Here is a 25853-nt window from a genome sequence, read left to right as displayed (position 1 = left end):
ACTAAGTATTGTTATGGAGCCAGAGCTAGGTCATGATGAGTTTTGGATATATTTTTATGGTAGTGCTTACATTATTAGTGGAGTCTTTATATTAGGGTGGTATTTTATATATAGACGGTTAAAACGAAATGAAAAAGAATAAGTATATTGGAATTAACTTTAAGAATACAATCATTTAAACGCAAAAGGACGCTATAGTCTAATCTTCAGTAGTATATACTGAAGGATTTAGAACTATAGCGTTCTTTTATTTTCCGTTCATTTGAGGTATGAGAGGATGTTATAGATATGTCAAAGAGATGTGAGAGCTTTATTTCATGCGAACTGCTTCGGCGAATTCGTCTTCGGTCATGAGTTTTTCTTCCAAGATGATTTCTTTGATAGAGCAACCGCGTTTGTATGCTTCTTTTACGACCTTAGCACTCTTATCGTAGCCAATGTATGGTGTTAAGGATGTAGCAATCATAAGGGATTGTTCTACGAAGAATTTAAGTTTTTCAGGTACGAATTCTACGCCGTCGATGCAGTGTGTAGTGAAGGAATTCATCGCATCTGCGAGGAGGCGACAGCTTTCAACAAAATCATAGATCATGATAGGCATGTACACATTCAATTGGAATGCGCCGCTGCCTGCACAAAGTGTCATGGTTGTATTGATGCCGAATACTTGGGCACATACCATAGCAAGAGCTTCGCATTGGGTAGGGTTAACCTTACCTGGCATGATGGAGGAGCCCGGTTCGTTTTCAGGTAGATGCCATTCGCCATAACCACAGCGAGGGCCAGAGCCTAAGAAACGAACATCATTTGCAATCTTAAACAATGTAGTAGCCAATGTGTTAAGTGCACCGTGGGCCATCATGAACGCATCTTTCAAGGATAGGCCTTGGAATTTATTATTCTTAACGCGGAATGGAGCGCCTGTTACCTCTGGCAATACGGTTTCCATAACGTCAAGATATCCCTTAGGTGTGTTCACACCTGTACCAACGGCAGTACCGCCAAGGGCAACGTCGAGTAGATAATCAGCGTTTTGAAGGAGCATGGTTTTGGCAGTTTTTAGGCCGTCCACAAAGGCGCTAATTTCTTGATCTACCATGATAAAAGTAGCATCTTGTAGGTGAGTACGACCAACCTTTTGCAAGCCTTTACCTTTTTCTTGCAATTTTTCAAAGGATACAATAAGGCCGTCCAATGCAGGAATTACGCGTTTTGTAATTTCAAAGTACCCGCAGATATGCATTGCTGTTGGGAATGTATCATTTGTACTTTGACCGCGGTTTACATCGTCGTTAGGATGAAGCGGATTAGATTCATCTAACTGTTTAGCCCGGTGAGCGATAACTTCGTTCACATTCATGTTTGTTTGTGTGCCAGAACCTGTTTGGAATATGGTTAATGGGAATTCGTCATCCCATTTGCCATCTACGATTTCATCTACTACTTGAGCGATGAGTTTTGCTTTTTCCTCAGTTACTGCGCCACATTTTGCATTGGTTAAAGCACATGCTTTTTTGACAAGCGCAAGCGCTTTGATTTGTTCAATAGGAATGCGGTGGTCACCGATTTTAAAATTATTGAACGAGCGTTGCGTTTGAGGTCCGTAAATTCGTCTAGCGTCGACTTCGACTGGTCCCATTGAATCATATTCAATTCTTGTTTCCATAATGTTTACAACCTCCTTAAAAGACATGCCGACCTTATCGTCGGTTCTCCTTTATTATATACAGAAAAAAGAAAAAATATAATAGAAAATGATAATAAATACCAATTAGATATAATGCGTGCATGCCTATTACCTTTATACATATTTGATTTATATCTATAAATTTGTGTATACATAGCACATATATGGTTATATTTATTGTCAACATCGCTTTAACACGATAAAATGAATATAGCTTATAGTTAGTTTTATTTAATTTATAAGAGGAGGTAAGTACTTATGAAACATGATTTTATGAGCCATGACCTTCACTTGCCGGAACTTACGTTGCGTGGGATGTTATTAGGTGCATTGATCACTCTAATATTTACGGCATCTAACGTATACTTAGGTTTGAAGGTCGGTTTGACATTCTCGTCATCCATCCCGGCAGCCATTATCTCAATGGCAATTTTACGTTTCTTCAAGGATTCTAACGTTCTTGAAAACAACATGGTACAAACGCAAGCATCTGCAGCTGGTACCTTATCTGCAATTATCTTTATCTTGCCAGGTCTTTTAATGCTTGGTTATTGGCAAGGGTTCCCATTTTGGCAAACATTCTTGATTTGCGCATGCGGTGGTTCCCTCGGTGTGTTATTCACCATTCCATTGCGTCGTGCCATGGTTGTGAATAGTGACCTACCATACCCAGAAGGCCGTGCAGCAGCCGAAATCTTGAAGGTCGGCTCTCATAATGGTGGTGAAGTTGCTAAATCTAGCTCAGGTATGGCAGACATCGTATCTGGTGGTGCTGTAGCTGGTATCATCAGCCTTTGCGCTAACGGCTTCAAAGTTCTTGGCGATAGCATGAGCTTCTGGTTCACCGTTGGCAAAGGTACAACTCAAATCCCATTGGGCTTCTCCACAGCGTTGTTAGGTGCTGGTTACCTTATCGGTATCGCATCTGGTATTGCAATCCTCGTTGGTGTCCTCATCGCGTGGGCTGGTTTCGTACCTTACTTAACTAATGTATTTGCTCCAGATGGTGGTGCGACTGCTAAATTTGCTATGGGTATCTGGAAAGAAAAAGTTCGTTTCATCGGTGCTGGTGCTATCGGTATCGCAGCGATTTGGACGTTGATTACCTTGATTAAACCTATCATCGAAGGTATGAAAATTTCCGTTAAATCCATGAACAGCAGTGCTGCTGAACGCGAAACACATCGCATGGATACAGATATGAGTACAAAATCTGTATTGATCGTATTCGCTATCATTCTCATTGGTTTAGTTGCTACATTCTGGGATTTCGTATCCGCTGTACCTATTAGTGCAGGCTTGATGTGGACCCTTGTTGTAGTAGGCGTTATCGTAGCCTTGTTAATCGGCTTCTTCGTAGCTGCAGCATGTGGTTACATGGCAGGCCTTATCGGTACATCTGCATCTCCAATCTCTGGTATTGGTATCTTAGCAACTATTATTTCCTCCTTAGTGGTATACTTCATCGCTTCTGAAAATAATTTGTTTGCTACCGAAGCAGGCGTTCAATTCGCTACAGCTATGGCTATCTTCATGACATCCGTAGTTATTGCTATTGCATCTATCTCTAACGATAACTTGCAAGACTTGAAAACTGGTCAACTCGTTGGTGCTACACCTTGGCGTCAACAAATTGCATTGTTACTTGGTTCCGTAGCCGGTGCTATTGCGATTGCTCCAGTTCTTAACTTGTTATACCAAGCATATGGTTTCACAGGTGCGTTGCCTCGTGCTGAAATGGATCCAAATGCTGCATTATCTGCTCCACAAGCAACATTGATGACTACAATCGCTCAAGGTATTTTCAATGCTAGTATGGATTGGAATTACATCTTGATCGGCGTTGGTGTTGGCGTAGTAGCAATCATTGTTAACTTGATTCTTAAGAGCACAACTGCTTCCTTAACATTGCCTCCATTGGCTGTTGGTATGGGTATCTACTTGCCTCCAACATTGGAAGTACCTCTTATTATCGGTTCTTTCTTGAGCTATTTCGTAGGTCGTTACCTCATCGCTCGTGCTAAAATGCGTGCTGGTGAATTAGCTGAATACGATGTAGAACAATCTAATCGTCGTGGCGTTCTCTTTGCGTCTGGTTTGATTGTTGGTGAAAGCTTGATTGGTGTAATCATAGCTGTTATTATTGTATTGTCAGTTACAACTGGTGGTGGTGAATCTCCACTTGAATTAGTTGGTCCTGAATTTGAAAGCACAGCTGGTTGGTTAGGTCTACTTGCTTTCGTCTTCGCTGCATTCTATCTAGTTCGTCGTGTTGTAACTCACAAATTTGATAAAGCAGAAGCTCTCGCTATGAAAGCAGAGCAAGAACAAGCAAAGTAAGAGGTTAACCATGAAATTAAAACAGACTGTTCTCATCATGATGGCTGCCGCATTGCCACTCACATCCATGGCAGCCGCTAGTGAAACGATTCCTGTAACAAAGGATACTGGTGTTGTAGTAGCACAAAATAATCGTCACGATGTGACATATCGTCTCTCTAGCACGGCTACGCCAGAGCAAAACAAAAAATTACGTTCCGTAGCGAATAAAACTGATCGTGGTACTATCGAAGTGGTAGCGCCAAATGCAGATCGTTATATGGATCGTAAAGAGGTAGGCGTATCTCCTGTAGATGCGACTACAGATCATTTGAATCTCGTATTCCCAGAGGTTAAATCTGTTAGTCCTATCGTTGAAAAAGCCATCAATACAACGATTAAGAAATACGTGTCCAAGGTTCAAAATGACACTCAAAAATTGAACGAAAAAGAATCCAATAAAACGAATGTCATCATGTACTATGATGTAAAAACGGATAAAAATGGTATCTTTAGTGTTTTGATTCACACCTATACAATGCGTGATGGCGATGCAAATGGTGTAAATTATGTAAAAGGCTTTACATTCAATACTACAACAGGTCGTCAATTATCCTTGTATGATCTTGGTGGTTTGAATAAGAAGGAACTCGTTAATGCTATCAATAATAATCAACAAGTGAAGGATGCAGTTGGTGCGAATGCTACATTCGACAAAATGCCATCTGAATTCTACACAACTGAAGATTATTCGGTAGTGATGATTCTTCAACAAGATGTGGATACAATCCATAGTGCTGGTACCGTGTATGTACCAGTTGGCAATTTGCGCGACCGTCAAAATGATGTGACCAAATAACAAAACTAACTATATGTGTCTGTATTGTTAAACAATGCAAGGTGCGTAGCACCAAAAAGGGTACACAGACTGTTTTATGTGGTATAGAACTTAATACTTACTAGAAAGCCCCTCCGCGATGTGCGGAGGGGCTTTTGTGTGTATTGTCCTGTATGAAGAATAGGGGGGGAGGACAAAAAAAGACAGCCCGAAGGGCTGCCTAATTGATTATTTTGTTGGTTTTAATGGCAATGGGAATTGAATCGTCGTAGTCGGAGTTTCCTCAGGCGGCGTTTGAACAATTACCTTCTTACCAAATTTCTTTTTAAATGCCTTTACTGTACCAGGTTGTACAGAATCAGCCGTAATAACTAATACAGATGCATCATCTGTTGGTAAAATACTAACGATTTTACCTTGAGGTTCCTTGCTTTGATAAAGCGCCAATGCATCGGATTGGAAGTCTTCCAATTGGGCTTGTGTCAATTTACCTTGGCTTACAATTAATGCATTATCGAGTTGTGGATCATGAGCGTCAGCTAGTGCTGTACGAACTGTATCAAAGTGTTTTTTATCCACTACAGAAACGTGCAATTTACCTTCCTTCCAGAAGAGAGCGCCGTCGTTTCTAAATTGTGTGAAGTCTTGACCATAGTAAAGGGCGTGGCTGATGATAGTGGATGTTTTTCGTTCCACTTGTTGTCGGTAGAGCGCATTGTGGAATGCCAATGCTTGTGGTGTTTGTGTCATACGGTAGGAAATTTCAGCCGCCTCTGCACGGGTTACGTATTTTTCTGGATTAAACATCGTGCCTGGTGCATAGTTGGTAAATCCTAAGTATGCTAATTCACGCACTGCATCTTGTGCCCAAGAAGCTACGAATTTTTGGTCCCCATACGCTACTTGATCGAGTACAGTAGGGTCATCAGTTGTATAGCCTAGATAATGTAGGTAATTATCTGCTACAACAGCAAATTCTTGGCGGGACATATATTTTTCAGGTTTATATGTAGCATCGCCATAGCCAGAGATGATATTCTTGCGCGCTACCGATTCAATAGCGAGGGCAGACCAACGGTCGGATGTAATATCTTTGAAGTGACTAGAGATAAACGCTGCTTCACCATCATCGGTAATGTTGTTGAATAGGGAGGCCACTTCTTCCCGTGTCATTGGTTGATTAGGACGGAATGTGCCATCTGCATAGCCTTTCATCAATTTAGCCTTTGCTACGGCACTAATCGATTTAGAGGCCCAAAAATCACTTGGTACATCGGAGAAGATGTATGGTCGCACATCTTGGATATCCTTTGGAGACGTAACAACGCCAGAGCGAAGTTGTTGGTTAACTACCGTATTAGTAGGTGCAGCAGTTTTGTCCTGTGCAGTCGCTGTTGTATCTTGAACTGTTGCCGTTGTTGTTACAGTATGTTGCGCTGGATTGGCGCTTGGTGTTTGTGCCGGTGTAGCGGCAAATGCCATACCGGATGTAGTAAGTAAAGCGGACAGGATGAGGGCCCGTAATGTGTGTTTTGATACCTGTTGCATACATATCCTTCCTAATCATGTGGTAAATATACCAAAAACAGCGTTGGATAACGCTGTTTTTGAAGTCCCCTTAAGGACTAAAATATATTGGGGTTTTGTTGCTATTAGCGTTTTACAGTCATTTTAACCTTGGAACCAAATACCTTGGAAATACCTTGTTGTGTTTCTCTACTTGCAGTGCTAACTACAGCGTATAATTGATTGTTTTCAACGTCTGGGAATACGGCGATAATATTGCCGCCTTTTTCGTTTTTGCTGTAGTAGTTACGGAAGTTAGATTCGATAACATCGTATTCAGTTTGGCTGTATTGAGATGGCTCAACTACTACATAGTTGTTGATAGTAGCATTGCCTTGGCTTGCCAAATTAGCTTTTACTGTATCCAAATCGGAACTGGATTTCAAAGCCACATGCAATTGATTGTCTCTCCAATACATAACACCATAGTCTTGGAACGCTTCTGGTGTTTTATATGTTTTGTTGAGTTGAGTGAATACATTGTTTTCCAATGTTTCTTGTTGTTTTTGATCGAGTGGTTTTAATGTGCTGCGACGTACAGGTCGAACGATGCGTGGAGTTTGTTCTGTTTTAGACTCAGAAACCTTGTCAGATTTTTTAGCCTTAGCTTCTTTTTCTACCTTTTTCGCATCAGCATCAACTTTTTTTGCGTCAGATTTCACAGCAGCATCAGCTTTTTTTGCATCTGCCTTTGCAGCAGTATCTACTTTCTTAGCATCTGTTTTTACGTCCTTAGCGATTTCTTTTTCAATGGTTTTAGCCTTGTTTTCAACCTTTTCAGCGTCTTGTTTTGCATCTTCTTTAATAGCGGTAGCCTTGCTAGAAGTAGGGGCTGTTTCACCATTTAAAATGCGGTTCAAGATTGTTGCTGCTTGTGCGCGCGTCACAGGTTGTGTTGGGTTGAAATCTGTTGTTGCACCGGATGCTACATAGCCGCGTTGTGCCATGTATTCGATATCTGCAACATATGCTTTGGAAATGCTTGCACTGTCTTTGAAGGTAACCTTTTCAGATTTTACAGGTGCATCAGGTTTGATTTTCTTAACCAAATTAGCTGCGGAAGCAACAAATTCTTCGCGGTCCATTGCTTTAGCAGGGGCGAATGTAGTTTTTGTTGTACCTTCCATAACGCCAGCAGCACCAACTAATTTAATTGCTGTGTTGGACCAACGGTCGCTTTCAACATCAGAATAGGAAACGCCATTTTCTTTTGTTACTAGGTCAGCAAGTTCTTGCTCGTTCATATTGTGTTGCAATACCTTGCCGTAAATAGCAGCTGCTTGTTCACGAGTGATGCTCTTACCAGGGCGGAATGTATTATCTGCATAGCCGGATAAGTAACCAGCCTCTGTCATAGCTTGGATAGCATCGCGAGCCCAGTTATCCTTTGTATCTGGGTATACGCCAGCAGGTAAGTTTTCTTTTATCTTTGCAGGAGCCTCAGATTTTTGTGTTGTTTTTGCAGTTGTTGTAGTTTTATCTGTAGTTGTAGTAGATTTAGCAGTCGCTGCTGGTGTAGTTTTTGCTGCGGCTGTAGAATCTGTTTTTACAGCTGTTGTTTTTGCATGTGTTGTCTTAGCAGTTGTTTTTGCAGCAGTTGTAGTATGTGTAGATGCTTTTGCATTTGTTACAACTGGTGTTTTCGTAGTTGTTGTAGTTTCTGCATGAGCCATGCCGAATGTGGATCCTAGCGCCAATGTAATCGCTAAAGATAAGGACAATTTATTGAGTTTCATGAGAAAGCTCCTTTCGAATTACGTTTATATACATAAATTATAGCACTTTTATGAAATAACCACTACTATAAGAAAATGTAATATATAAGGATAAAAATTAGATGAATAATGGTGAAAGTTACACTTTCATTATAACAATTGAGAATGAGGAAATTTTGGGACTACAAAAATTCTATTTGATAAACATTCGCAAATAGAGGGCGCATGGGATTTATAGAAAAAATTTATGAATATAATGAGACGTGTGATAAAAATCAATTTTGATTATTACTTTTAGTCATAACGATATGATTTATACAAGTCTAAATACGAATATAGCAATTCCTTGGACATTTATGGTGCCCTTATTTATAATTATATCGAAATGTTCTTTAAATATAACACTTTAAAGATCGTCAATTTATTGTATAGGCTGATAATTTGTGAAATTTTATCGACCTAAATGAATACATATCAAAAATTTTTTTGAGTTAAGTACTAGAAAAGTTGAGGACGAAAATATGAAAATTCATCTTTTCCAACAGTGTTTGATTGATATGTTCTACCCTCATGTTGGCATGGCTGGTGTAGAAGTACTTGAGAGACTAGGTTGCGACCTTGTAGTACCTAAGAAACAAGTATGCTGTGGGCAAATGTTCACAAACTCCGGTTACAATGATGCCGCTATGGATGCTATTAAGAATACAATCGAATGCTTCGAAAACGCTGACTATGTAGTTAGCATGTCTGGCTCCTGTGCATTTGCTATTCGCGATGAATACCAACACTTCTTGGAAGGTCAACCTGAATGGCAACAACGTGCAGAAAAATTGAGCGGAAAAATTTATGAATTCACTGAATTCATTACTGATGTATTGGGTGTAGAAGACGTTGGCGCACGCTTTGACGAAACTGTTACATACCATACATCTTGCCACGTAACTCGCTTGATGGGTGTAAAAGAACCACCTTTCAAACTCCTTCGCAATGTAAAAGACCTTAAGTTGATCGAATTACCTCGTGCAGACCGTTGCTGCGGTTTCGGCGGTACATTCTCCGTTAAAAACCCAGAAATCAGCGAAGTAATGACACGCGAAAAAGCATTGGAAATCGCTAGCACTGGTGCTAACGTAATTTCCGGCTCCGACCAAGCTTGCTTGATGAATATTGCAGGTATGCTTGACCGTCTTCATAAAGATGGTGAAATCGATCGCCGTATCAAAGTAATGCATATTGCTGAAATCTTAAACTGCCGCTAAGGAGGAGACGACATGGCACTTATATATGACAATCGCCCCTATAAAACACGTATAAAAGAATGTTTGGCTGACGATTTCAAAGTTGCAGCTATCAAAAAAGCACAAGACGTGTTTTATGATAAACGTAATACAGTAGTTGCGGACGTTCCTGAATGGTTGGATTTCCGCGCAGAAGCAGCTAAACTTCGCGATCACGTGCTCAATAATTTGGATTACTACGTAAATCAATTTGCTGAAAACGCTGAAAAAGCTGGTTCTAAAGTTCACTTTGCATTCGACGATAAAGAAGCGACTCAAATCGCTTTGGATATCCTTCGTGAACGCGAAGCTAAAATGATCGTTAAATCCAAAACTATCTTAACTGAAGAAATTGGTTTGAACGAAGTTCTTGAAGAAGCTGGTATCGAAGTAAACGAAACTGACTTGGCGGAATTCATTTTGCAAACAGCAGTGAGTCCTCCATCTCACATCGTAGTACCAGGCCTTCACTTTGAACGTAACAAAATCCGCGAAATTTTCGCTGAAAAATTAGGTTATACAGGTACTGAAAACCCTACAGAAATGACGCACTTCGTGCGTGGTTATGTACGCGACCGCTTCTTGAAAGCTGACGTAGGTGTTAACGGTTGTAACTTTGCAGTAGCTGCATCTGGTACCTGTACAATCGTTTCCAACGAAGGTAACGGTCGTATGGCAAGTTCTATTCCTAAGACTCAAGTAATCTTCTTAGGTACAGAACGTATCGTTCCTGATTTCAAAGCTCTTGACGTTATGATGGAAATGTTGAACCGCTCCGCAGTAGGTTCCAAAATTTCCAACTACTTCTCCATGATGACTGGTCCTGGTCGCGCTGGTGAAGCTGACGGTCCTGAAGAAACTCATATCATCATCATCGATAACGGTCGTTCCGGTATCTTAGGTGGTACATTCCAAGAAATGCTACGTTGTATCCGTTGTGGTGCATGTATGAATATCTGTCCTGTATACCGTCACATCTCTGGTCATGGTTATGGCTCTGTATATCCAGGTCCAATGGGGGCCGTATTGACTCCATTGTTCAAAGGTTACGAAGTAGCAGGCGATCTTCCATACGCTTCTACATTGTGCGGTGCATGTACAGAAAATTGTCCAGTTGCAATTCCATTGCATGAATTATTGATGGAACACCGTCATATTATGGCAGACATCGAAAAAACTCGTCCAAAAGCAGAAGAAGCTATCTTCACAGCAGCGGCTAAGATGTTCGGTAATGCTACATTATTCGACCTTGGCACAAAAGCTGGTGCTATCGGCATGAACTTGATTAGTAATAAAGAAGGTAATATGCCTGCATGGACTCAAGCTATTCCAGTAATGAATGGCTGGACTAAGTCTAAAGAATTGGGTTCCTTGAAATTCAAGAAATTCCGTGATTTATATGCTGAACATGAAAAGAACAAGAAGAAGGAGAAAAAATAATGGATGAAGCTAAACGTAAACAATTTATTGCACGTTTATCTCGTGCATTAGGCCGTGATCAAGAAATGTGCCCTGCATATGTAGAGGATTTTGATTACAGCCATGGTCCTCAAGAAACTATGTTCAAAGATTTGAATAAAGATCAAATTTTGACAATGTTTAAGGAACAATGTCAACGTGTTGGTACAAAATTCGTTGAAACTACACCTGATAAATTAGGTGAAACGATTTTGGCAGCTATCGACGATTGGAGCAATGGTAAGGTTGTATTCCCAAGCTCTCCAGAAGTAGAAGAATATAAATTAAAAGAATTATTCGAACAAGATGCAGCTAATAATGGTGGCGTTCGTACATACTTCCAATGGGATGCATCTAAAGGTCGGGAAGAATGTATTTCTAACACTGCCAATGCAGATATCGGTATTACATTCCCATACTGCGGTATTGCGGAAACAGCTACTGTAGTACAAGCGTCTGGCGAAGAATCTGGTCGTGCCATTAGCTTGTTGCCTACAACTCACATTGCTGTATTGTACACTGATACAATCAACCCACGCATGACACAAACAATGGAACATTTGGCTGAACGTTACCACAATGATCCAGCAAATTTCCCTACAAATATCTGCTTGATCTCCGGTCCGTCCCGTACGGCTGATATCGAGCTCGTTACTGTAGATGGTGCTCATGGCCCTATCCAAGTAACATATGTCCTAGTTAATAGATAATTCTAATACTGAAGGCTAGTATAACTAGAAATATTAAAGGCGATCTTCCGATGGAAGGTCGTCTTTTTCTGTCTATAGATGTTGCGAAATAGGCATACAATAATTTGCAGAAATTTCGATATAGGACTTGTAAAATTTTCGATATATGATATACTGAGTTCATAACCTATTATTTTAATATGAATTAAACGAGGTGTATTATGAATATTCCATTCTTTACAGATTACCTCATGCTAAGCAATCCATTGAGCATTGGCATTATAGCAGTATTCGTACTGGCGCTAATCGTTATTTATGCATTGCAACGTAAAGGTACATCCTTTGGTAATCTTGTTATTATTGGCACTATTATTGGCGCCGTACTAGGTGTAGCAATTCAAGTTATTGCTGGATTCCCTGATGATCCATCTAAGGTGGTCTACATCAAAGAAAGTACGAAGTGGTTCTCCCTTGTGGGCGGCGGCTTTATCGACTTGATCCGCATGCTTGTTATTCCTATCGTGTTTATCTCTATCGTACACGTTATCTTGCACATGGAGGCAGGGGCTAATCTTAAGAAATTAGTGGTTGCCATGGTGTCCACAAACCTAGGCATGGTGGCTGTAGCTGCTATCGTAGGTCTTATCCTTGGTAATGCCTTTGGATTGGGTCAAGGCTTTGACATCGTTGAGTCCGGTAAAAAAATCCGTGAAATCAAACCGATGGTTGATACATTCCGTGCGTTGATTCCTAGCAATCCTATTCAAGCGGCGGCTGAAACAAATGTTATCGGCATCGTTGTATTTGCTATCATCTTGGGTAGTGTGGCTCGTCTGTTAAAACAAACGGGCACCAATAGCATGGAAATCTTCACAAAGCTATTTGATGAATTACATCAGTTGATTTCTTGGGTAGCCGATTTCATTATTGGCCTTATGCCATATGGCGTAGTAGCTTTATTAGCATCTACATTGGCAACACGTGGCTTGCAAGCCATCCTTGACATGGGACTTTTTGTAGTATTGCTTTACGTAGGTCTTTTGATTATGTTCGTTGTACAAGCTATATTAATTGCAAGCTTTGGTTATAACCCGATTACCTATTTCAAAAAAGCGAAGGCTCCATTATTGTTGGCCTTCACATCCCGTTCCTCTATGGGCGTATTGCCATTGACTGTTGAAACATTGACAAAACGTCTTGGCGTAAATGCTACAACTGCTAATACAGTGGCATCCTTTGGTACTACTGCAGGCATGCAAGGTTGTGCCGGCGTATTCCCAGCTCTTGTGGTGGTTTACATTTCTAATGTAGCGGGTATCCCCTTTGATTTGACAATGTACATCATGAGCGTTATCGTTATCGCTATGGGTTCCGTCGGTATTGCTGGCGTTCCTGGTACGGCTACAATGGCCGCATCCGTATCCCTTAGTGGTACAGGTCTTGGTGCATACTTTACATCCATCAGTCCGATCCTTGCCATCGATCCATTGATCGACATGGGCCGTACATGCTTGAACGTATCTGGTTCCTTAACAAATGCACTTGTGGTAGATAAAATTATGGGCACCATTGATAAAGATGCGTATAACAATCCTACACAAGGTGAGGAGTAATAATTAAATCATCATACTGATTGTGAAAGCAGCAGACATTAGGTCTGCTGCTTTTTTGTGTTTTTGTATGCAATAGGGGAAACTGATTGCGATTCCAATGGATGGGAGAGGCTTTCACATAGGAAATCGAAAATAATTATTATTACATTTTGTAATATCAATATATAGATATTCGTATATAAAGTTGTGACTATGGATACGTTTTCAAGTATTACATAAGCGTATAATGTACATATAAAAGTTTCTATATATGCTTAATAAATATAAGCCAAGAGGTAGTACTATGATTACAGAAGAAGTAAAAGAACGTTTAATTGCAGATTATCCAAAGTTTGAAGATATGACACGCAAATTTTATAAGAAAGAAATGTCTATTGCCGATTATAAGGGCCAGTCCGGTGCATATGGTAGCTATGCTGAACGTGGCGCTGCTACGGGCATGAGCCGTTGGCGTTTTAATTGTGGTCGCATCAAACAAGAACAAATGCGGTTCTTAGCAGATACCATCCGCAAGTACAATCTTACACATATTCATTTCACAACCGGTCAATGCTTGCAAATGCATGGACTCGATGGGGAAACCATTTTACAGCTCTTCAAGGAATGTTATGAACATGGCATTTATAATCGCGGTGCCGGCGGGGATAGTCCTAATGTTGTAGCCAGTATCTTGCGCGGCATTGATCCACGTGAGACCTTTGACATTTCACCATATGCGGCAGCCATTAGCGAATTCCTTATGGAGCAAATGTTTTATATCAAGATTCCTCGCAAATTTAAAATGGGTATCGATAATGGATTTGATAGTACGCCGCATGCTACATTTAAGGATCTTGGTTTTAATTTAACAAAACACAATACCTTTGATGTATATGCGTGTGGCGGCATTGGGCCTAATCCTCGCATTGGTATTCCCGTAGCGCGTGATGTACAACCGGAAGATGTTTTGTATCATGTGAAAGCCATGCTCATGGTATTTGCTAATCATGGTAACTTTAAAAATCGCGGGAAAGCGCGGACACGCTATATGCCTGCAGAAATGGGAGGCGCTGAAGCTTTCATCAAAACCTATGAAGAAACATTGGAAATGGTGAAAGAGGTTGAACAATTAACCATTAATCCTTCGGATTATGCCTATGAAATTACGAAGACCGGCAAACGTGATGATTCGGTTGTCAACCATCGTATTCATCGCCAAAAACAAGAAGGTCTGTACTACGTAGAATACCACTCAGTTGGAGGTGATGCGAATGTTGAACATCTCTTGTTGGCCCTTGATTATGCCGTTACACTAGACCAAGTAGAGGCGCGTATTGCACCGGATGAAGCCTTGTATTTCATCAATTTGACAGCCGATGAAGCTAGAAAAATCGCAGAATTAACAGATGATAGCGCACGCGATGATTTCCGCCGTTCCGTATCCTGTGTAGGGTCTACCGTTTGCCAAATCGGTATGCAAGATTCTAATGGCTTGCTAAAGGCTATCTTTGATCATCTTGAGGAAAAAGGCATCGATACGAAAAAATTGCCACGCGTACATATCTCCGGCTGTCCACATTCTTGTGGAACTCATCAAATTGGGGAGATTGGCTTTCACGGCGCCGTAAAACTCGTGGATAAGAAACCTCAACCTGCTTTCATCATCGTAGATGGTGGTTCAGAACATATGGGGTCTGAAAACTTTGGTAAAATGGCAGGGAATATTGTGGCTACAAAAATTCCAGCATTTATGGAGGCCTTGGCAAATATTCTTAATGAAGCACCAGAAGCGGATTTTGGTTCTTGGCGATTGACACATAAGGCTCAATATATGGACTTAATTAAATCCTTCGAATAGGAATGATATGACTAGATAACACATATGTTTATGCGTAAAGATTAACTCATTAACATATGTGTTATATTTTTTTGTTATCCTACGAATTGATTTTATATGGTATAATAGGCTTTATAGTATGTGTTTGGAGGTTCATTACTATGTTATTTACCGTGAATACAGAAGTCTGTACTCGTTGTGGTCTATGCGTAGCCGATTGTCCAACAGGCCTTCTTGTTATGACTGATGATGGTCCTAAAACAGGTAAGGGTGGTTGTATTTCCTGTGGTCATTGTGTTGCAGTATGCCCTACGCTTGCTCTAGATAGCGACCTAACACCGCGTGCTGAACAAGTGGATATTACAAAAGAAACTAAATTTACGCCGGAACAAGCAGAGCTATTTTTACGCAGCCGTCGTTCCATTCGTAATTATCAAAATAAACCAGTTCCTGCTGAATTGATTCGCAAGGTATTGAATGTGGCGCGCATGGCACCGACTGCGACAAATACGCAAGGCATTTCCTATATCGTAATTCGAGATAAACAAAAATTACGCCGTATTGCGGATCTTGTACTCGAATGGATGCATCTTGCCGCGAAGACAGTGCCGATTATGCGACTCTATGCCCGTGCAGCTCAAGCAGAAGTAGATAAGGGGAAAGAATATATTCTCCGCGATGCACCAGCTCTCGTGGTTGCCATTGGTTCGAAAAAAGACATTCATCGCACTCATGATTCAGGCCATTCTTGCCTTTCTTATGCGGAATTATATGCGCCATCAGTAGGCCTTGGAACATGCTGGGCAGGGTTCTTTGAACATGCAGGCGAAGCTGAATATAAACCATTATTAGATATATTAGGTGTACCAGACGATAAAATCATCGCTGGAGGCATCTTGATGGGATATCCTAAGGTGAGATACCGCAATATTGTGGAACGTCAACCGTTGGATGTTACATTTGATACAGAAGAATAATTAGACATTATGCACAACGCTCTATCTATAAAGGTGGGGCGTTGTTTTATTTATATATGGTTATAACAAAAAATCTCCATCCTAAATAGAATGGAGATTTTGTATATTAATTGGCCGATGTAATGGAGCCTTTAAATGTTTCATCAATGAATTGCTTGATTGCTTCGGATTTATAGATATCGGCAATTTTTTTGTATGTTTCGTTATCTTTGTCTTGGTTGCGTACAGCGAGAATCATAACAGCTAATGGTTCATCCTTTGGCTCTAAGAAGAAACCTTGTTTTTCTACATTAAGGCCCGCGCTTTGCACATAGTTCATAGGAATGGCTGCTACAGCAACATCATCAAGGCTACGAGGTAATTGAGCTGCTTCTAGTTCTTGGATTTGTAGGTTTTTAGGGTTAGATGTAATATCTGCAACAGTTGCTTTGAAACCAACGCCATCTTTCAATGTAATAAGGCCCGCTTTAGCAAGTAATGCAAGACCGCGCCCACCATTGGTTGGATCATTAGGAATAGCTACGATAGCACCATTTGGTACATCTTGCGCACTATGTACAGAGTTACTATACAATCCCATAGGCATTAAGATCGTTTTGCCAATAGCTACAAGGTCGGAACCATTTTGTTTGTTAAAGTTTTCCATAAATGGAACGTGTTGGTATGCGTTGAGTTGGATATCTCCGTCAGCCAATGCTTTGTCCGGTGTTACATAATCGGAGAATTCTACAACCTTAAGGTTAATACCTTGCTTTTGAGCCTCTTTCGCTACAGCTTCTGCTACTTGAGCATGAGGGCCTGCAGTAGCGCCGATTTTAATTTCTTTTGGTGTATTATTCGTTTGTGTATTGCTGCCACAACCTGCGATAGCGAATGCGAGAACGCCAACGAGAAGAGGGGCAATAAATTTCTTTAATTTCATGATAACATCCCTTTCTAAATACATATAATATAGATATCCTATCATGTGAATGGGGTTTTGTATATAGAGTAAAATATATTGGTTATCTATAGATTAAAACTATGGCTTTTTAGATAGTGGTAAAGTGGGTTATTAATATATATCTAAAAAAATCGAAATATGATATAATATAGATAAGTTTTATACAACTAAAGTGGTGGAATACAAACATAATACATAGGAGGTCTTTATGTTTAACTTTGATTTTTATAATCCTACACATATCGTATTCGGTAAAGACCGTTTAGGTGAATTAGATACATTGGTGCCAAAGGATGCAAAGGTACTTATTACATATGGCGGTGGTTCTGCAGTGCGCAGTGGCCTTATTGATCGCGTTGTGAAAGCTCTTGGTAACCGCAAGGTGGAACAATTTGGTGGCATTGAACCTAACCCATCTCTTGAAACATGCGAACGTGCCGTTGCTTTTATTAAAGAACATGACATAGATTTCGTCCTTGCTGTAGGTGGCGGCTCTGTAGTAGACGCTACAAAACTCATCGTAATGGGCGCTACTTATGATGGACCTGTTATTGAGGTTATGAAAGCTGGTTTGCCAGCGGTTCCGGTAGACATGGTGCCAAATCCATTGCCGTTTGGTACAGTTATGACATTACCTGCAACGGGATCCGAAATGAACAATGGTGCTGTTATTACCTATGGTGATGGTAAATATCCTGTGTTCAGTAACTTAGTATTCCCTAAGTTCTCCATGCTCGATCCAACATTGACTTTCACATTGCCTGAAAAACAAGTCAAGAACGGCGTCATCGATACATTCGTGCATACGACAGAGCAATATTTAACATACCCTGTGGAAGGCCGTATTCAAGATCGTTTCAGCGAAGGCATTTTGAAGACTATGATTGAAATCGGCAAAGAAACAGTAGAAAATCCAGAAAATTACGACATTCGTGCTAACCACGTGTGGGCCTCTACATTGGCGTTAAATGGCCTAATCGGTGCCGGTGTGCCACAAGACTGGGCCACACATCTTATCGGTCATGAATTGACTGCGGCTTACCATCTTGATCATGGTATTACATTGGCCATCGTATTACCTGCATTGTTAGAGGTGAAAAAAGCAGATAAGCTTGATAAATTGGCACAATACGCTACACGTGTATGGCATATTACAGAAGGTACAAAAGAAGAGAAAGCGGATAAGGCTATTGCTAAAACACGTAAATTCTTCGAGTCTCTTGGTGTATTTACGCATTTAAAAGATTATGGTCTTGGCGCTGAAGCAGTCGATAAAATTGTGAAGCAATTAGAAGACCATGGTATGACACGCCTTGGTGAAAAAGGTGATGTAACACCAGAAGTAGCTCGCGAAATTTTGACACGTGCCTTATAATCGGATTGATTGAGCAAATAATTTAACTTTTGACAGTCAATTTTTACCATGTATAATAGAATACAATGTAAATAATAAAAGACACCATTTGGTGTCTTTTATTATTGTGTATCGTTATAACTAGGGTAGAGAATATAAATAGTGATGTGTGATACGCTTGTGATATTACATTTTGCAATATATTTGAGAAAGGAGTCGAGCCCTATGAATGAAATAAAACATCGAAGTGCATTTTCTTTTGCACTGCCTATTATGATTCCCATGGGGCTTAGTTTTTTCTTCCTTGGATTAGGATTTGGTTTGTATGCTACCAGTCAGGGGTTCCCTTGGTGGACTGCACCTGTATTAGCCTGTACGATTTTTGCGGGCTCTATGGAGTTCGTAGTCATTGGGCTGTTGATGGCAGGCTTTGATCCGGTGAATGCGTTTATGTTGACTTTATTTGTGAATGGTCGCCATTTTTTCTATGGCTTATCTGTTCTACAGAGATATGTCAATATGGGATGGAAATGGTTTCCTACGGTTGCCTGGATGTGTGATGAAAGCTTTGCGGTCAATGTATCTACGAAATTGCCCGATGATGTTGACGAAAAATGGTTCTACTTCCATGTATCATGGCTTAATTATACCTTTTGGGTTGTGAGTACCTTTGTGGGGGGCTTATTCGGTAATTTGTTGGCCGCTGTAGATCTGCGTGGCATTGATTTTGTACTACCTGGCTTGTTTATTGTTATATTCCTTGAAATGCTATTTAATGCAAAAAATAATAATATCCGTGGGTTTGGTATTGTTGGGGCCATTGTAGCAGTAGCAATGTTACTATTGGTAGGCAAATCCTTGTTTATGCTGGCCTCCATGGGCTGTATGCTCGTAGTGTGTTATATAGCGTATAAGTGGGGAGGTGTACATCTTGACTAGTTTTGAAATGGTCATTACCGTTGCTATTGTCGTAGCAGCTACATTACTTACACGTTTTTCCGCTTTTCTTATTTTTCCACCTGGTAAAAAGGCGCCAGCTTTTGTACAGTATTTAGGTAAGGCATTACCTGCAGCTGTTATGGGGATGCTTGTTGTATATACTTTCAAAGATACGGTTGTGCTTTCCTACCCTTATGGAGTGCCGGAACTTATTGCTTTATTAGTGACCGCTGGCATGCACCTATGGAAACGAAATATGTTCATGTCTATTGGAGCAGGAACTATAGTGTATATGCTTATCGTACAAAATATTTAATATTTCCCCTTCGTCAAACGACTTTGGCCCTGCGGAGCCCGCAGGGCGAAGTCAGACCCGGCCGGTGGAGGCTTGACGGAAGGGGGATTTCTTTACAATGCAATGAATGATTTCTTAGAAGCAATTCAGCAGGTTATTTTAGTTTTAAAATTCTTTCAAGCCCCGCAGCAGTATGATGATTTTCCAAAAACGCTCTTTGATCAAGTAGCTCCATGAGATCCATATCTGTAATGGATAGTTTGAAGTCAAAGACGTCAAAGTTGGACTTCATATGCTCTAGGCTTGATGCTTTTGGCAATGGAATAATGCCGCGTTGGATATGCCAACGCAAGATGATTTGATGCTTCGTTTTTCCATATTTTTCAGCCAAGCTTTTGATGATGGGGTGCTCAAATATAGGTTGACGATCGCGTGTGAATGGGGACCATGCCATGCCGACGATTTGGTGTTTTCGCATCAATTCCCATAAGGATCTACGTTGGTTGAATGGGTGGCATTCGATTTGGTTGACCACAGGTTTTACATTGCAGTGGTATAGCAAGTCGATTAAACGGTCCTCGTAGAAATTAGAAAGACCCAACCCGCGCAGCACGTTTTGGTCGTATAATTCCTCCATGGCGCGCCAAGAGCCGTAGTAATCACCAAGTGGTTGGTGAATAAGCATGATATCTATATAATTAGTATCTAACTTCTTTAGAGAGCTTTCAACAGCGCGCATCGTAGCATCGTAACCGGCATTGGTATGCCAAATTTTAGTCGTTACAATGATGTCGGAACGTTTGATACTAGATGCACTCATACCCTTGCCTACAGCCTCTTCGTTATCATAATAAGCGGCCGTATCGAGTAAACGGTATCCAGCGTGCAACGCATTTGTTACAGCTTTTTCCGTTTCTTCTGGCGTTCCTGTTTTGTAGGTACCAAACCCGATGGATGGGACAAAGCTACCATTATTTAAAATTCTAAAATCCATACGTTCTTCCATGAGAAACCTCCATATGTATACTTGTTCAAGAATATTATAGCAGATATTATTCCTGCCCAGTAATATCTAATCATATAGGGAATTAGCTTTCATACAATTCTTATTGATTTTGTGATATACTAAGGTATTGATAAAAATCAATACAATGGATAGAGATAAGGTGAAAGTATGAACAAATTTCGACTTGGTGCTGTGATGGCCCTGTTGGTCATTGTTGTATGTACAATTGCTGGTTGTGGTACATCTACGGTATCCGTTGCCGACGTTACGTATAAAGATATGCCTTTACAAATTCACAATGAAGCGAACGTAACGGCACTTAATAAGGCGACTATTACGCCGGCCGTATCAGGTGCGGCTACGTATGCTGTGAAGGTAGGCGATAAGGTCACACAAGGTCAAGTGGTGGCGACGATTGATACGTCGGCATTGCAACAACAACTAGCGTCTTTACAAGGACAACTTAGTGCGGCGCAATCCTATACGCCGTCTGTTGAAACAACGACGACAACGACGGCGCCTACGGTTAGCAGTGCTCAGCTTGAAAGTGCTCGCCAAATGCGCGAGGCTGGTAATATTACCGAAAAGGAATATAATCGTATTTTAGAACGGTCTCGACCTCAAACCGTGACAACCACAACTGGTGGTGGCGGTGGTGGCAATGGCGCAAGCGTTGCTGCTATTGAAGCACAAATTGCTCAAGTATCCGCACAGATAGCAGCTGCTAATATTACAGCTCCTATAGCTGGTGTGGTGACGGCCATTTACAATGAAGATCGTCAAATGGCGATTGCAGATCGTCCATTTATGTTGATACAACAAGAAACGCCTATGGTGGCATCATTGAGTATTCCTCGTGATGCGGCTATGAAGTTAGCTGACCCAGCGGCAAAATCAAGCATTAAAGTGTCTTTACATGTCGGTGATTCAGATATTCCAGGTGAGTTGACCTATATAGATACAAATCAGCCTGAAAATGTACCAAGTGTACTAGTTAAGGCTACTTTCAATAACGAAAAAGGCGCCATTAAGGCTGGTGAATTTTATAGTTTAACCATCGAATCTAGTGCTCAAGCTAAGATGCTCGTTGTTCCTGCTGCGGCAGTACGTGAAAATCAAGATGGTAAATATGTATATGTATTGACCGCTGATAATACGGTAGACGTACGTGTCGTTGAAGTAGGGGACGAACAAGATGGGTATGTGTCCATCATGACAGGTCTTAACGAAGGCGAACAAGTTATTACAACTAAGGGAACCTTTGAACTAGGTGAAAAGGTGAAGGTTCAATAAATATCTCATTATAGCTAGAGATTAGCGCGTATGAGTATTGAAAAGGAGGAGATTATTATTTTAGAATTTAAACGTTTTGAATTAAGAGATAAACCATTAATCGATAAATATTTTGAACAACATCATTACGAAGCGTCGGATAATTGCTTTACTACATTGTATATGTGGCAAGAGGCCTATGGTATCCGTTGGGCTGAGGAAAATGGCGTATTGTACATCCAAGGTGGTGGTAAGCGCGATCCATTCCTATTACCTCCATTTGCTGGTAAGGATGCGAAGTTCCTCGATGGTTTATTGCGTGCAAAAGAATGGTTTGTAGAAAATAAATTACCATTCATTTTCAAAGGTGTTAGCAAGGTTGTGAAAGAACGGATGGAGGAATTATGCCCTGGCCGTTATGTATTCACACCTGACCGTGATAACTACGAATATATTTATAAGTCTGAAGATCTTATCAATTTGTCCGGTAAGAAATTCCGTCAAAAGAAAAATCACTTGAATCAATTCCGTATGCAATATTCCAACTATGAATATGTGCCTATTACAGAAGACATCATTCCAATGTGCCGTGAGACGGCAGCGTCTTGGGTAGAAACTCATCATGAAGAAGGCATTGAAGATGAATTAGTAGCGATTAATTTACTCTTTGATCACTGGGATGAGTTGGGCTTAAAAGGCGGCGCTATTAAGTTGTTTGGCCGCGTAGAGGCTTTCAGTATTGGCGAATTAATGAATGATAGAATGGCTTTGATTCACATCGAAAAAGCCAATCCAGATATTCGCGGTTTGTATCAAGCGATTAACAATGAATTCATCCGCCATGAATTTAGTAATGTAGAGTTTATCAATCGTGAAGAAGATATGGGCTTACCTGGTCTTCGTCAAGCGAAAGAATCTTATAATCCTGATCATTTCGCAGAAAAATATGATGCTGTATATGCAAATGAAGCAGATAATGCAACGGGCGGTAAATAATCAGATCAATCTAATAACGAATATGAGAGTGGTACTGTATGGTGCCACTCTTTTCCGTTATAATAAAGGGTAGAGTGTATGAAATACATTCTACCCTATGAAATATATTCTACTATATGAAATATATAGCCTAGAGCTGTTTGGATAGAAAGGAACTAGTATGGATTTTAGACTTGCTACATCACAAGATACGCCACAAGTAGAAGCGCTTTGGGCGTATTGCTTTGAACCAAAAGAAGATCCGTTCTTTCAATATTATTTTTCTAACTGTTATGAACCAGAGAATACTGTTGTAGGTATTCAAGAGGGACAATTGCTCTCTACAGTTCATTTGCGCCAATACAACATCAATGTGCGCGGTGCTGTCTTGCCCACTAGCTATATGGTCGGTGTTGCCACTCATCCGGCCGCACGTCGTGGCGGCGTAGGTGGTGCATTATTGTTGCACTCTCTAGAAGAACTACGCCGTCGTGGTCAAGGTATTACCATTTTAATGCCTTCGAAGGCTGGTTTTTACCAACAATATGGTTGGGACTTGTATGCTCATCAATGGGTACAGACGATGCCATTAGAAAACTTACGTCCTTTGACGGATAAAACAGTATCCTTTGGATTGTTAAACGATGTAGAACAATGGACATTGCTTGATTCTGTTTACAAGGCGTATACAAAGAATTTATGTGGCTACGCAGAGCGTGGTGAAAAGGAATGGAAACGCCTATTAGGCAGCTTCTTTGCTGAAGGTGTGAATGTTGCGGTCGTAAAAAATGACGAAGGTCAAATCGAAGGCTACGCCGTATATCGTTTAGGCGCACCTGAAATTCCGGTTACTGAATTTGTATATACAACGCGTCGTGCTCAACGTGGTTTACTTAATTATTTTTATAATCATCGTTCTCAAGGTGAAAGCATTCGCTGGAATGAGGGTTTGCATGATACGGGCTATAGATTTGTTCCAGATGGAAAAACAGGTCATACAACGATGCCCTATATGATGGCGCGTATTGTAGATGTAGAAACAGCATTGACCACTGTACCTGTTAATCCAGAAGCCGTTATGATGCCAATTACCCTACATATTAAGGTTACCGATACATTATGCGATTGGAATAATGGTGTATTTGCTCTTACCTTAGGTGAAGGCACTTTACCTAAGGTAAAATGCGTTTCTGATGAATCTGTGGATGAAATCGATATCACCGTAGACATTGGCGGTCTAGCAGCTTTGTTGATGGGGGCTGTTTCAGCTAAAGATCTTGTGTTTGAAGGTAAATTAGAAGGCGAATCTCATTGGATTGATTATTTAGATATGGTATATCCTAAACAAAATACATATATCAACGAATGGTGGTAATATGAGCTGGAAAACATATACAGTAAAAGAAGATGTAGATGCAACAGTATCTGCTTATGTGAAAGAACGGTTTTCCTTATCCTCTCGTAATTTGCAGATGATTTTTCGTAAGAAACGGGTAAAGGTAAATAGTCGCATTGCGCATTCTAAGCGGATGCTTAAAAAAGGCGATGTCATAACAATTGAATTACCTCAAGATAAGGATTATGGTGTGGATGTCGAAAAGGGGCCTTTACAGGTTCTCTATGAAGATGCTCATACCCTCGTGGTGTATAAACCGCCGTTTATGCTTGTACATCCTGCGGGGCAGACGAAACATCATACATTGAGTAATCTAGTAGCCGGTCATTATGCGGAACGCGGTGAAGTTCATAAAATTCGTCCTGTTCATCGCTTAGATCGGGATACGACAGGTGTTATTATGTTTGGGAAAACTCGTGAGGCAGAACAATATTACACATGTCAGCTACAAGAGGGGCACATTCACCGTATCTATCGCGGTCTCGTAGAAGGGAATATTACAGCTGATGGTGTTGTGGAGGAGCCTATCGGTGTTGATCTGGTATTTGATAATCGTCGTTGTATTGATGAATTTGGTCAAGAGGCTGTAACGGAATATCGTGTGATTGAACATGATGATAAACAATCGCTGCTAGAGTTTACATTATTAACGGGGCGAACTCATCAAATTCGCGTTCATATGGCTCATATTGGACACCCTATCGTTGGTGATGCTATGTATGGCATGCGGAATAAACCGTATACGAGACAAGCATTACATGCCTATTCGTTGACATTTGTACCATATGGACAGTCGGAGCAGGTGACCGTTATTGCGCCTGTACCGTCTGATTTAGGTTGTGAACTACAAAATAAAAAGCTGCCTTAGGGCAGCTTTGTTTGTATGGGGGGATTGATTTTGTAACGAAAAAAGGACTCCTGCTGGAGTCCTTTTTCATGTAAGGGGAGTGTTAGTATTAACATCAAATGACCTATGTATTTAAACAAGTAGTAGGTTTGGGGTTAGTATTACTTGTCGGGAGATAAATACATTAAGTAATCAGGGAATATTTACTTATAATTATCATTTGATATGGCAATTATAAGTAAATACTATGAAGATAAAATGAACTTCTAAAATATATTTTATGAAATTTAGATGAAATGTAAAATTCGTTTATTAAATATTGATAAATGCCATACTTCTTGATATGATAATAGAGGAGAATAATATCTTCTCTTTATTTTTTTTAAAGATATTTAAAAAAATCGTTCTAGTTATAAGACTTTTGTTGTTGGGTTGGAAAGGGGGCCACTATGAAGTTGCTTATAGCTTTAATGGCCTTTTTTTGCCTCATAACATTTTCGAATACAGCTCAAGCGACTGATTGGTACTATGTAAGTCCTGATGACAAAGGTAATCAACTGTTTATAGATAATGATAGTGTTCAAAAAAGTGATTATGATGCCGTCCTTTGGCTAAAAGTTAATGAACCTGGTGGCGATGAACTTCGTTATAAGGTATATATTAGCCGTTATAATCGGACCATGGAAATTTTAGAAGTAGATGCGTATATGCCTAATGGCACTCAATATGATAATGTAGACTATGACAAAGATCCTGAACCGATTGAAGGCAATACGAATGGTCAAGCCATCTACAAATTATTATGGCAATAGAATAGTTTAAATTTAATAGTTTAAATATAAATATTAAATTTAAACTATTGAATATAAAA

21 protein-coding genes are annotated in these 25853 nt (G+C 40.3%); 16 read left to right on the top strand and 5 right to left on the bottom strand.

Annotated elements, in window-relative coordinates; all coding sequences use genetic code 11:
- Positions 1–310 precede the first annotated feature (310 nt).
- Positions 311–1666, bottom strand: a complete 1356-nt coding sequence (locus O3617_RS08675; RefSeq protein WP_371449582.1) for a class II fumarate hydratase — start codon at positions 1664–1666, stop codon at positions 311–313.
- Positions 1667–1945: 279 nt separating this feature from the next.
- Between O3617_RS08675 and O3617_RS08670 the strand changes: the two genes are divergently transcribed.
- Positions 1946–4027 (top strand): OPT family oligopeptide transporter, encoded by a 2082-nt coding sequence (locus O3617_RS08670; protein WP_371449581.1) that lies wholly within the window; start codon positions 1946–1948, stop codon positions 4025–4027.
- 10 nt (positions 4028–4037) lie between these two features.
- A complete protein-coding gene (locus O3617_RS08665) occupies positions 4038–4865 on the top strand; it encodes a hypothetical protein (protein ID WP_371449580.1) in 828 nt (275 codons plus the stop codon).
- 207 nt (positions 4866–5072) lie between these two features.
- Here O3617_RS08665 and O3617_RS08660 read toward each other — a convergent pair whose 3' ends face one another.
- Together O3617_RS08660 and O3617_RS08655 are read right to left on the bottom strand one after the other, a co-directional pair.
- A complete protein-coding gene (locus O3617_RS08660) occupies positions 5073–6392 on the bottom strand; it encodes an S-layer homology domain-containing protein (protein WP_371449579.1) in 1320 nt (439 codons plus the stop codon).
- A 104-nt stretch (positions 6393–6496) separates the two neighbouring features.
- Positions 6497–8146, bottom strand: coding sequence for an S-layer homology domain-containing protein (locus O3617_RS08655; protein WP_371449578.1), 1650 nt, complete (start codon positions 8144–8146; stop codon positions 6497–6499).
- A gap of 500 nt (positions 8147–8646) precedes the next feature.
- Between O3617_RS08655 and O3617_RS08650 the strand changes: the two genes are divergently transcribed.
- The 6 genes from O3617_RS08650 to O3617_RS08625 all read left to right on the top strand — a co-directional run bounded on the left by O3617_RS08650 (position 8647) and on the right by O3617_RS08625 (position 15955).
- Positions 8647–9384 carry a (Fe-S)-binding protein gene (locus O3617_RS08650; protein WP_005375746.1) on the top strand — a complete coding sequence of 246 codons (738 nt, stop codon included), beginning with the start codon at positions 8647–8649 and terminating at the stop codon, positions 9382–9384.
- Between the two features lie 12 nt (positions 9385–9396).
- Positions 9397–10842, top strand: a complete 1446-nt coding sequence (locus O3617_RS08645) for a LutB/LldF family L-lactate oxidation iron-sulfur protein (RefSeq protein ID WP_371449577.1) — start codon at positions 9397–9399, stop codon at positions 10840–10842.
- Positions 10842–11570: a lactate utilization protein C gene (locus tag O3617_RS08640; protein WP_371449576.1), complete on the top strand. Its 729-nt coding sequence runs from the start codon at positions 10842–10844 to the stop codon at positions 11568–11570. Before O3617_RS08645 ends, O3617_RS08640 begins: the two co-directional genes overlap by 1 nt.
- Before the next feature lie 200 nt (positions 11571–11770).
- Positions 11771–13162, top strand: coding sequence for a cation:dicarboxylate symporter family transporter (locus O3617_RS08635; RefSeq protein ID WP_371449575.1), 1392 nt, complete (start codon positions 11771–11773; stop codon positions 13160–13162).
- A gap of 283 nt (positions 13163–13445) precedes the next feature.
- Positions 13446–14999 carry a nitrite/sulfite reductase gene (locus O3617_RS08630; protein WP_371449574.1) on the top strand — a complete coding sequence of 518 codons (1554 nt, stop codon included), beginning with the start codon at positions 13446–13448 and terminating at the stop codon, positions 14997–14999.
- 140 nt (positions 15000–15139) lie between these two features.
- A complete protein-coding gene (locus O3617_RS08625; protein WP_371449573.1) occupies positions 15140–15955 on the top strand; it encodes a nitroreductase family protein in 816 nt (271 codons plus the stop codon).
- A 106-nt stretch (positions 15956–16061) separates the two neighbouring features.
- Here O3617_RS08625 and O3617_RS08620 read toward each other — a convergent pair whose 3' ends face one another.
- Positions 16062–16877: a MetQ/NlpA family ABC transporter substrate-binding protein gene (locus tag O3617_RS08620; protein WP_371449572.1), complete on the bottom strand. Its 816-nt coding sequence runs from the start codon at positions 16875–16877 to the stop codon at positions 16062–16064.
- 229 nt (positions 16878–17106) lie between these two features.
- On the opposite strand from O3617_RS08620, the gene O3617_RS08615 reads away from it, so the two are divergent.
- From O3617_RS08615 to O3617_RS08605, 3 genes are all read left to right on the top strand, one after another.
- Entirely contained in the window at positions 17107–18273 is a 1167-nt protein-coding gene (locus O3617_RS08615; RefSeq protein WP_371449571.1) for an iron-containing alcohol dehydrogenase, read from the top strand.
- 252 nt (positions 18274–18525) lie between these two features.
- On the top strand, positions 18526–19191 hold the full coding sequence (locus tag O3617_RS08610) for an AzlC family ABC transporter permease (protein WP_371449587.1): 666 nt from the start codon (positions 18526–18528) through the stop codon (positions 19189–19191).
- Positions 19184–19507 (top strand): branched-chain amino acid transporter permease, encoded by a 324-nt coding sequence (locus tag O3617_RS08605; RefSeq protein ID WP_371449570.1) that lies wholly within the window; start codon positions 19184–19186, stop codon positions 19505–19507. Before O3617_RS08610 ends, O3617_RS08605 begins: the two co-directional genes overlap by 8 nt.
- 133 nt (positions 19508–19640) lie before the next feature.
- Here O3617_RS08605 and O3617_RS08600 read toward each other — a convergent pair whose 3' ends face one another.
- Positions 19641–20492, bottom strand: coding sequence for an aldo/keto reductase (locus O3617_RS08600; RefSeq protein WP_371449569.1), 852 nt, complete (start codon positions 20490–20492; stop codon positions 19641–19643).
- 168 nt (positions 20493–20660) lie between these two features.
- Here O3617_RS08600 and O3617_RS08595 point away from each other — a divergent pair, with 168 nt between their 5' ends.
- From O3617_RS08595 to O3617_RS08575, 5 genes are all read left to right on the top strand, one after another.
- Positions 20661–21785: an efflux RND transporter periplasmic adaptor subunit gene (locus O3617_RS08595; protein WP_371449568.1), complete on the top strand. Its 1125-nt coding sequence runs from the start codon at positions 20661–20663 to the stop codon at positions 21783–21785.
- 30 nt (positions 21786–21815) lie between these two features.
- Positions 21816–22760 (top strand): DUF2156 domain-containing protein, encoded by a 945-nt coding sequence (locus tag O3617_RS08590; RefSeq protein ID WP_371449567.1) that lies wholly within the window; start codon positions 21816–21818, stop codon positions 22758–22760.
- 160 nt (positions 22761–22920) lie between these two features.
- Complete coding sequence (gene eis / locus O3617_RS08585; protein WP_371449566.1) at positions 22921–24114, top strand: enhanced intracellular survival protein Eis; 1194 nt, start codon at positions 22921–22923, stop codon at positions 24112–24114.
- Position 24115: 1 nt separating this feature from the next.
- Positions 24116–25003 (top strand): RluA family pseudouridine synthase, encoded by an 888-nt coding sequence (locus tag O3617_RS08580; protein ID WP_371449565.1) that lies wholly within the window; start codon positions 24116–24118, stop codon positions 25001–25003.
- 428 nt (positions 25004–25431) lie between these two features.
- The gene (locus tag O3617_RS08575) at positions 25432–25794 is read left to right on the top strand and encodes a hypothetical protein (protein WP_371449564.1); all 363 of its coding nucleotides are present in this window, start codon (positions 25432–25434) and stop codon (positions 25792–25794) included.
- Positions 25795–25853: the final 59 nt, after the last annotated feature.

Origin of the sequence: Veillonella sp. 27098_8_77, assembly GCF_041431535.1 — a bacterium.
In the GTDB taxonomy this organism is placed as follows: Bacteria; Bacillota; Negativicutes; order Veillonellales; family Veillonellaceae; genus Veillonella.
The sequence above is the reverse complement of the archived record's forward strand: the minus strand, read 5'-3'. Positions and strand labels throughout refer to the sequence as shown.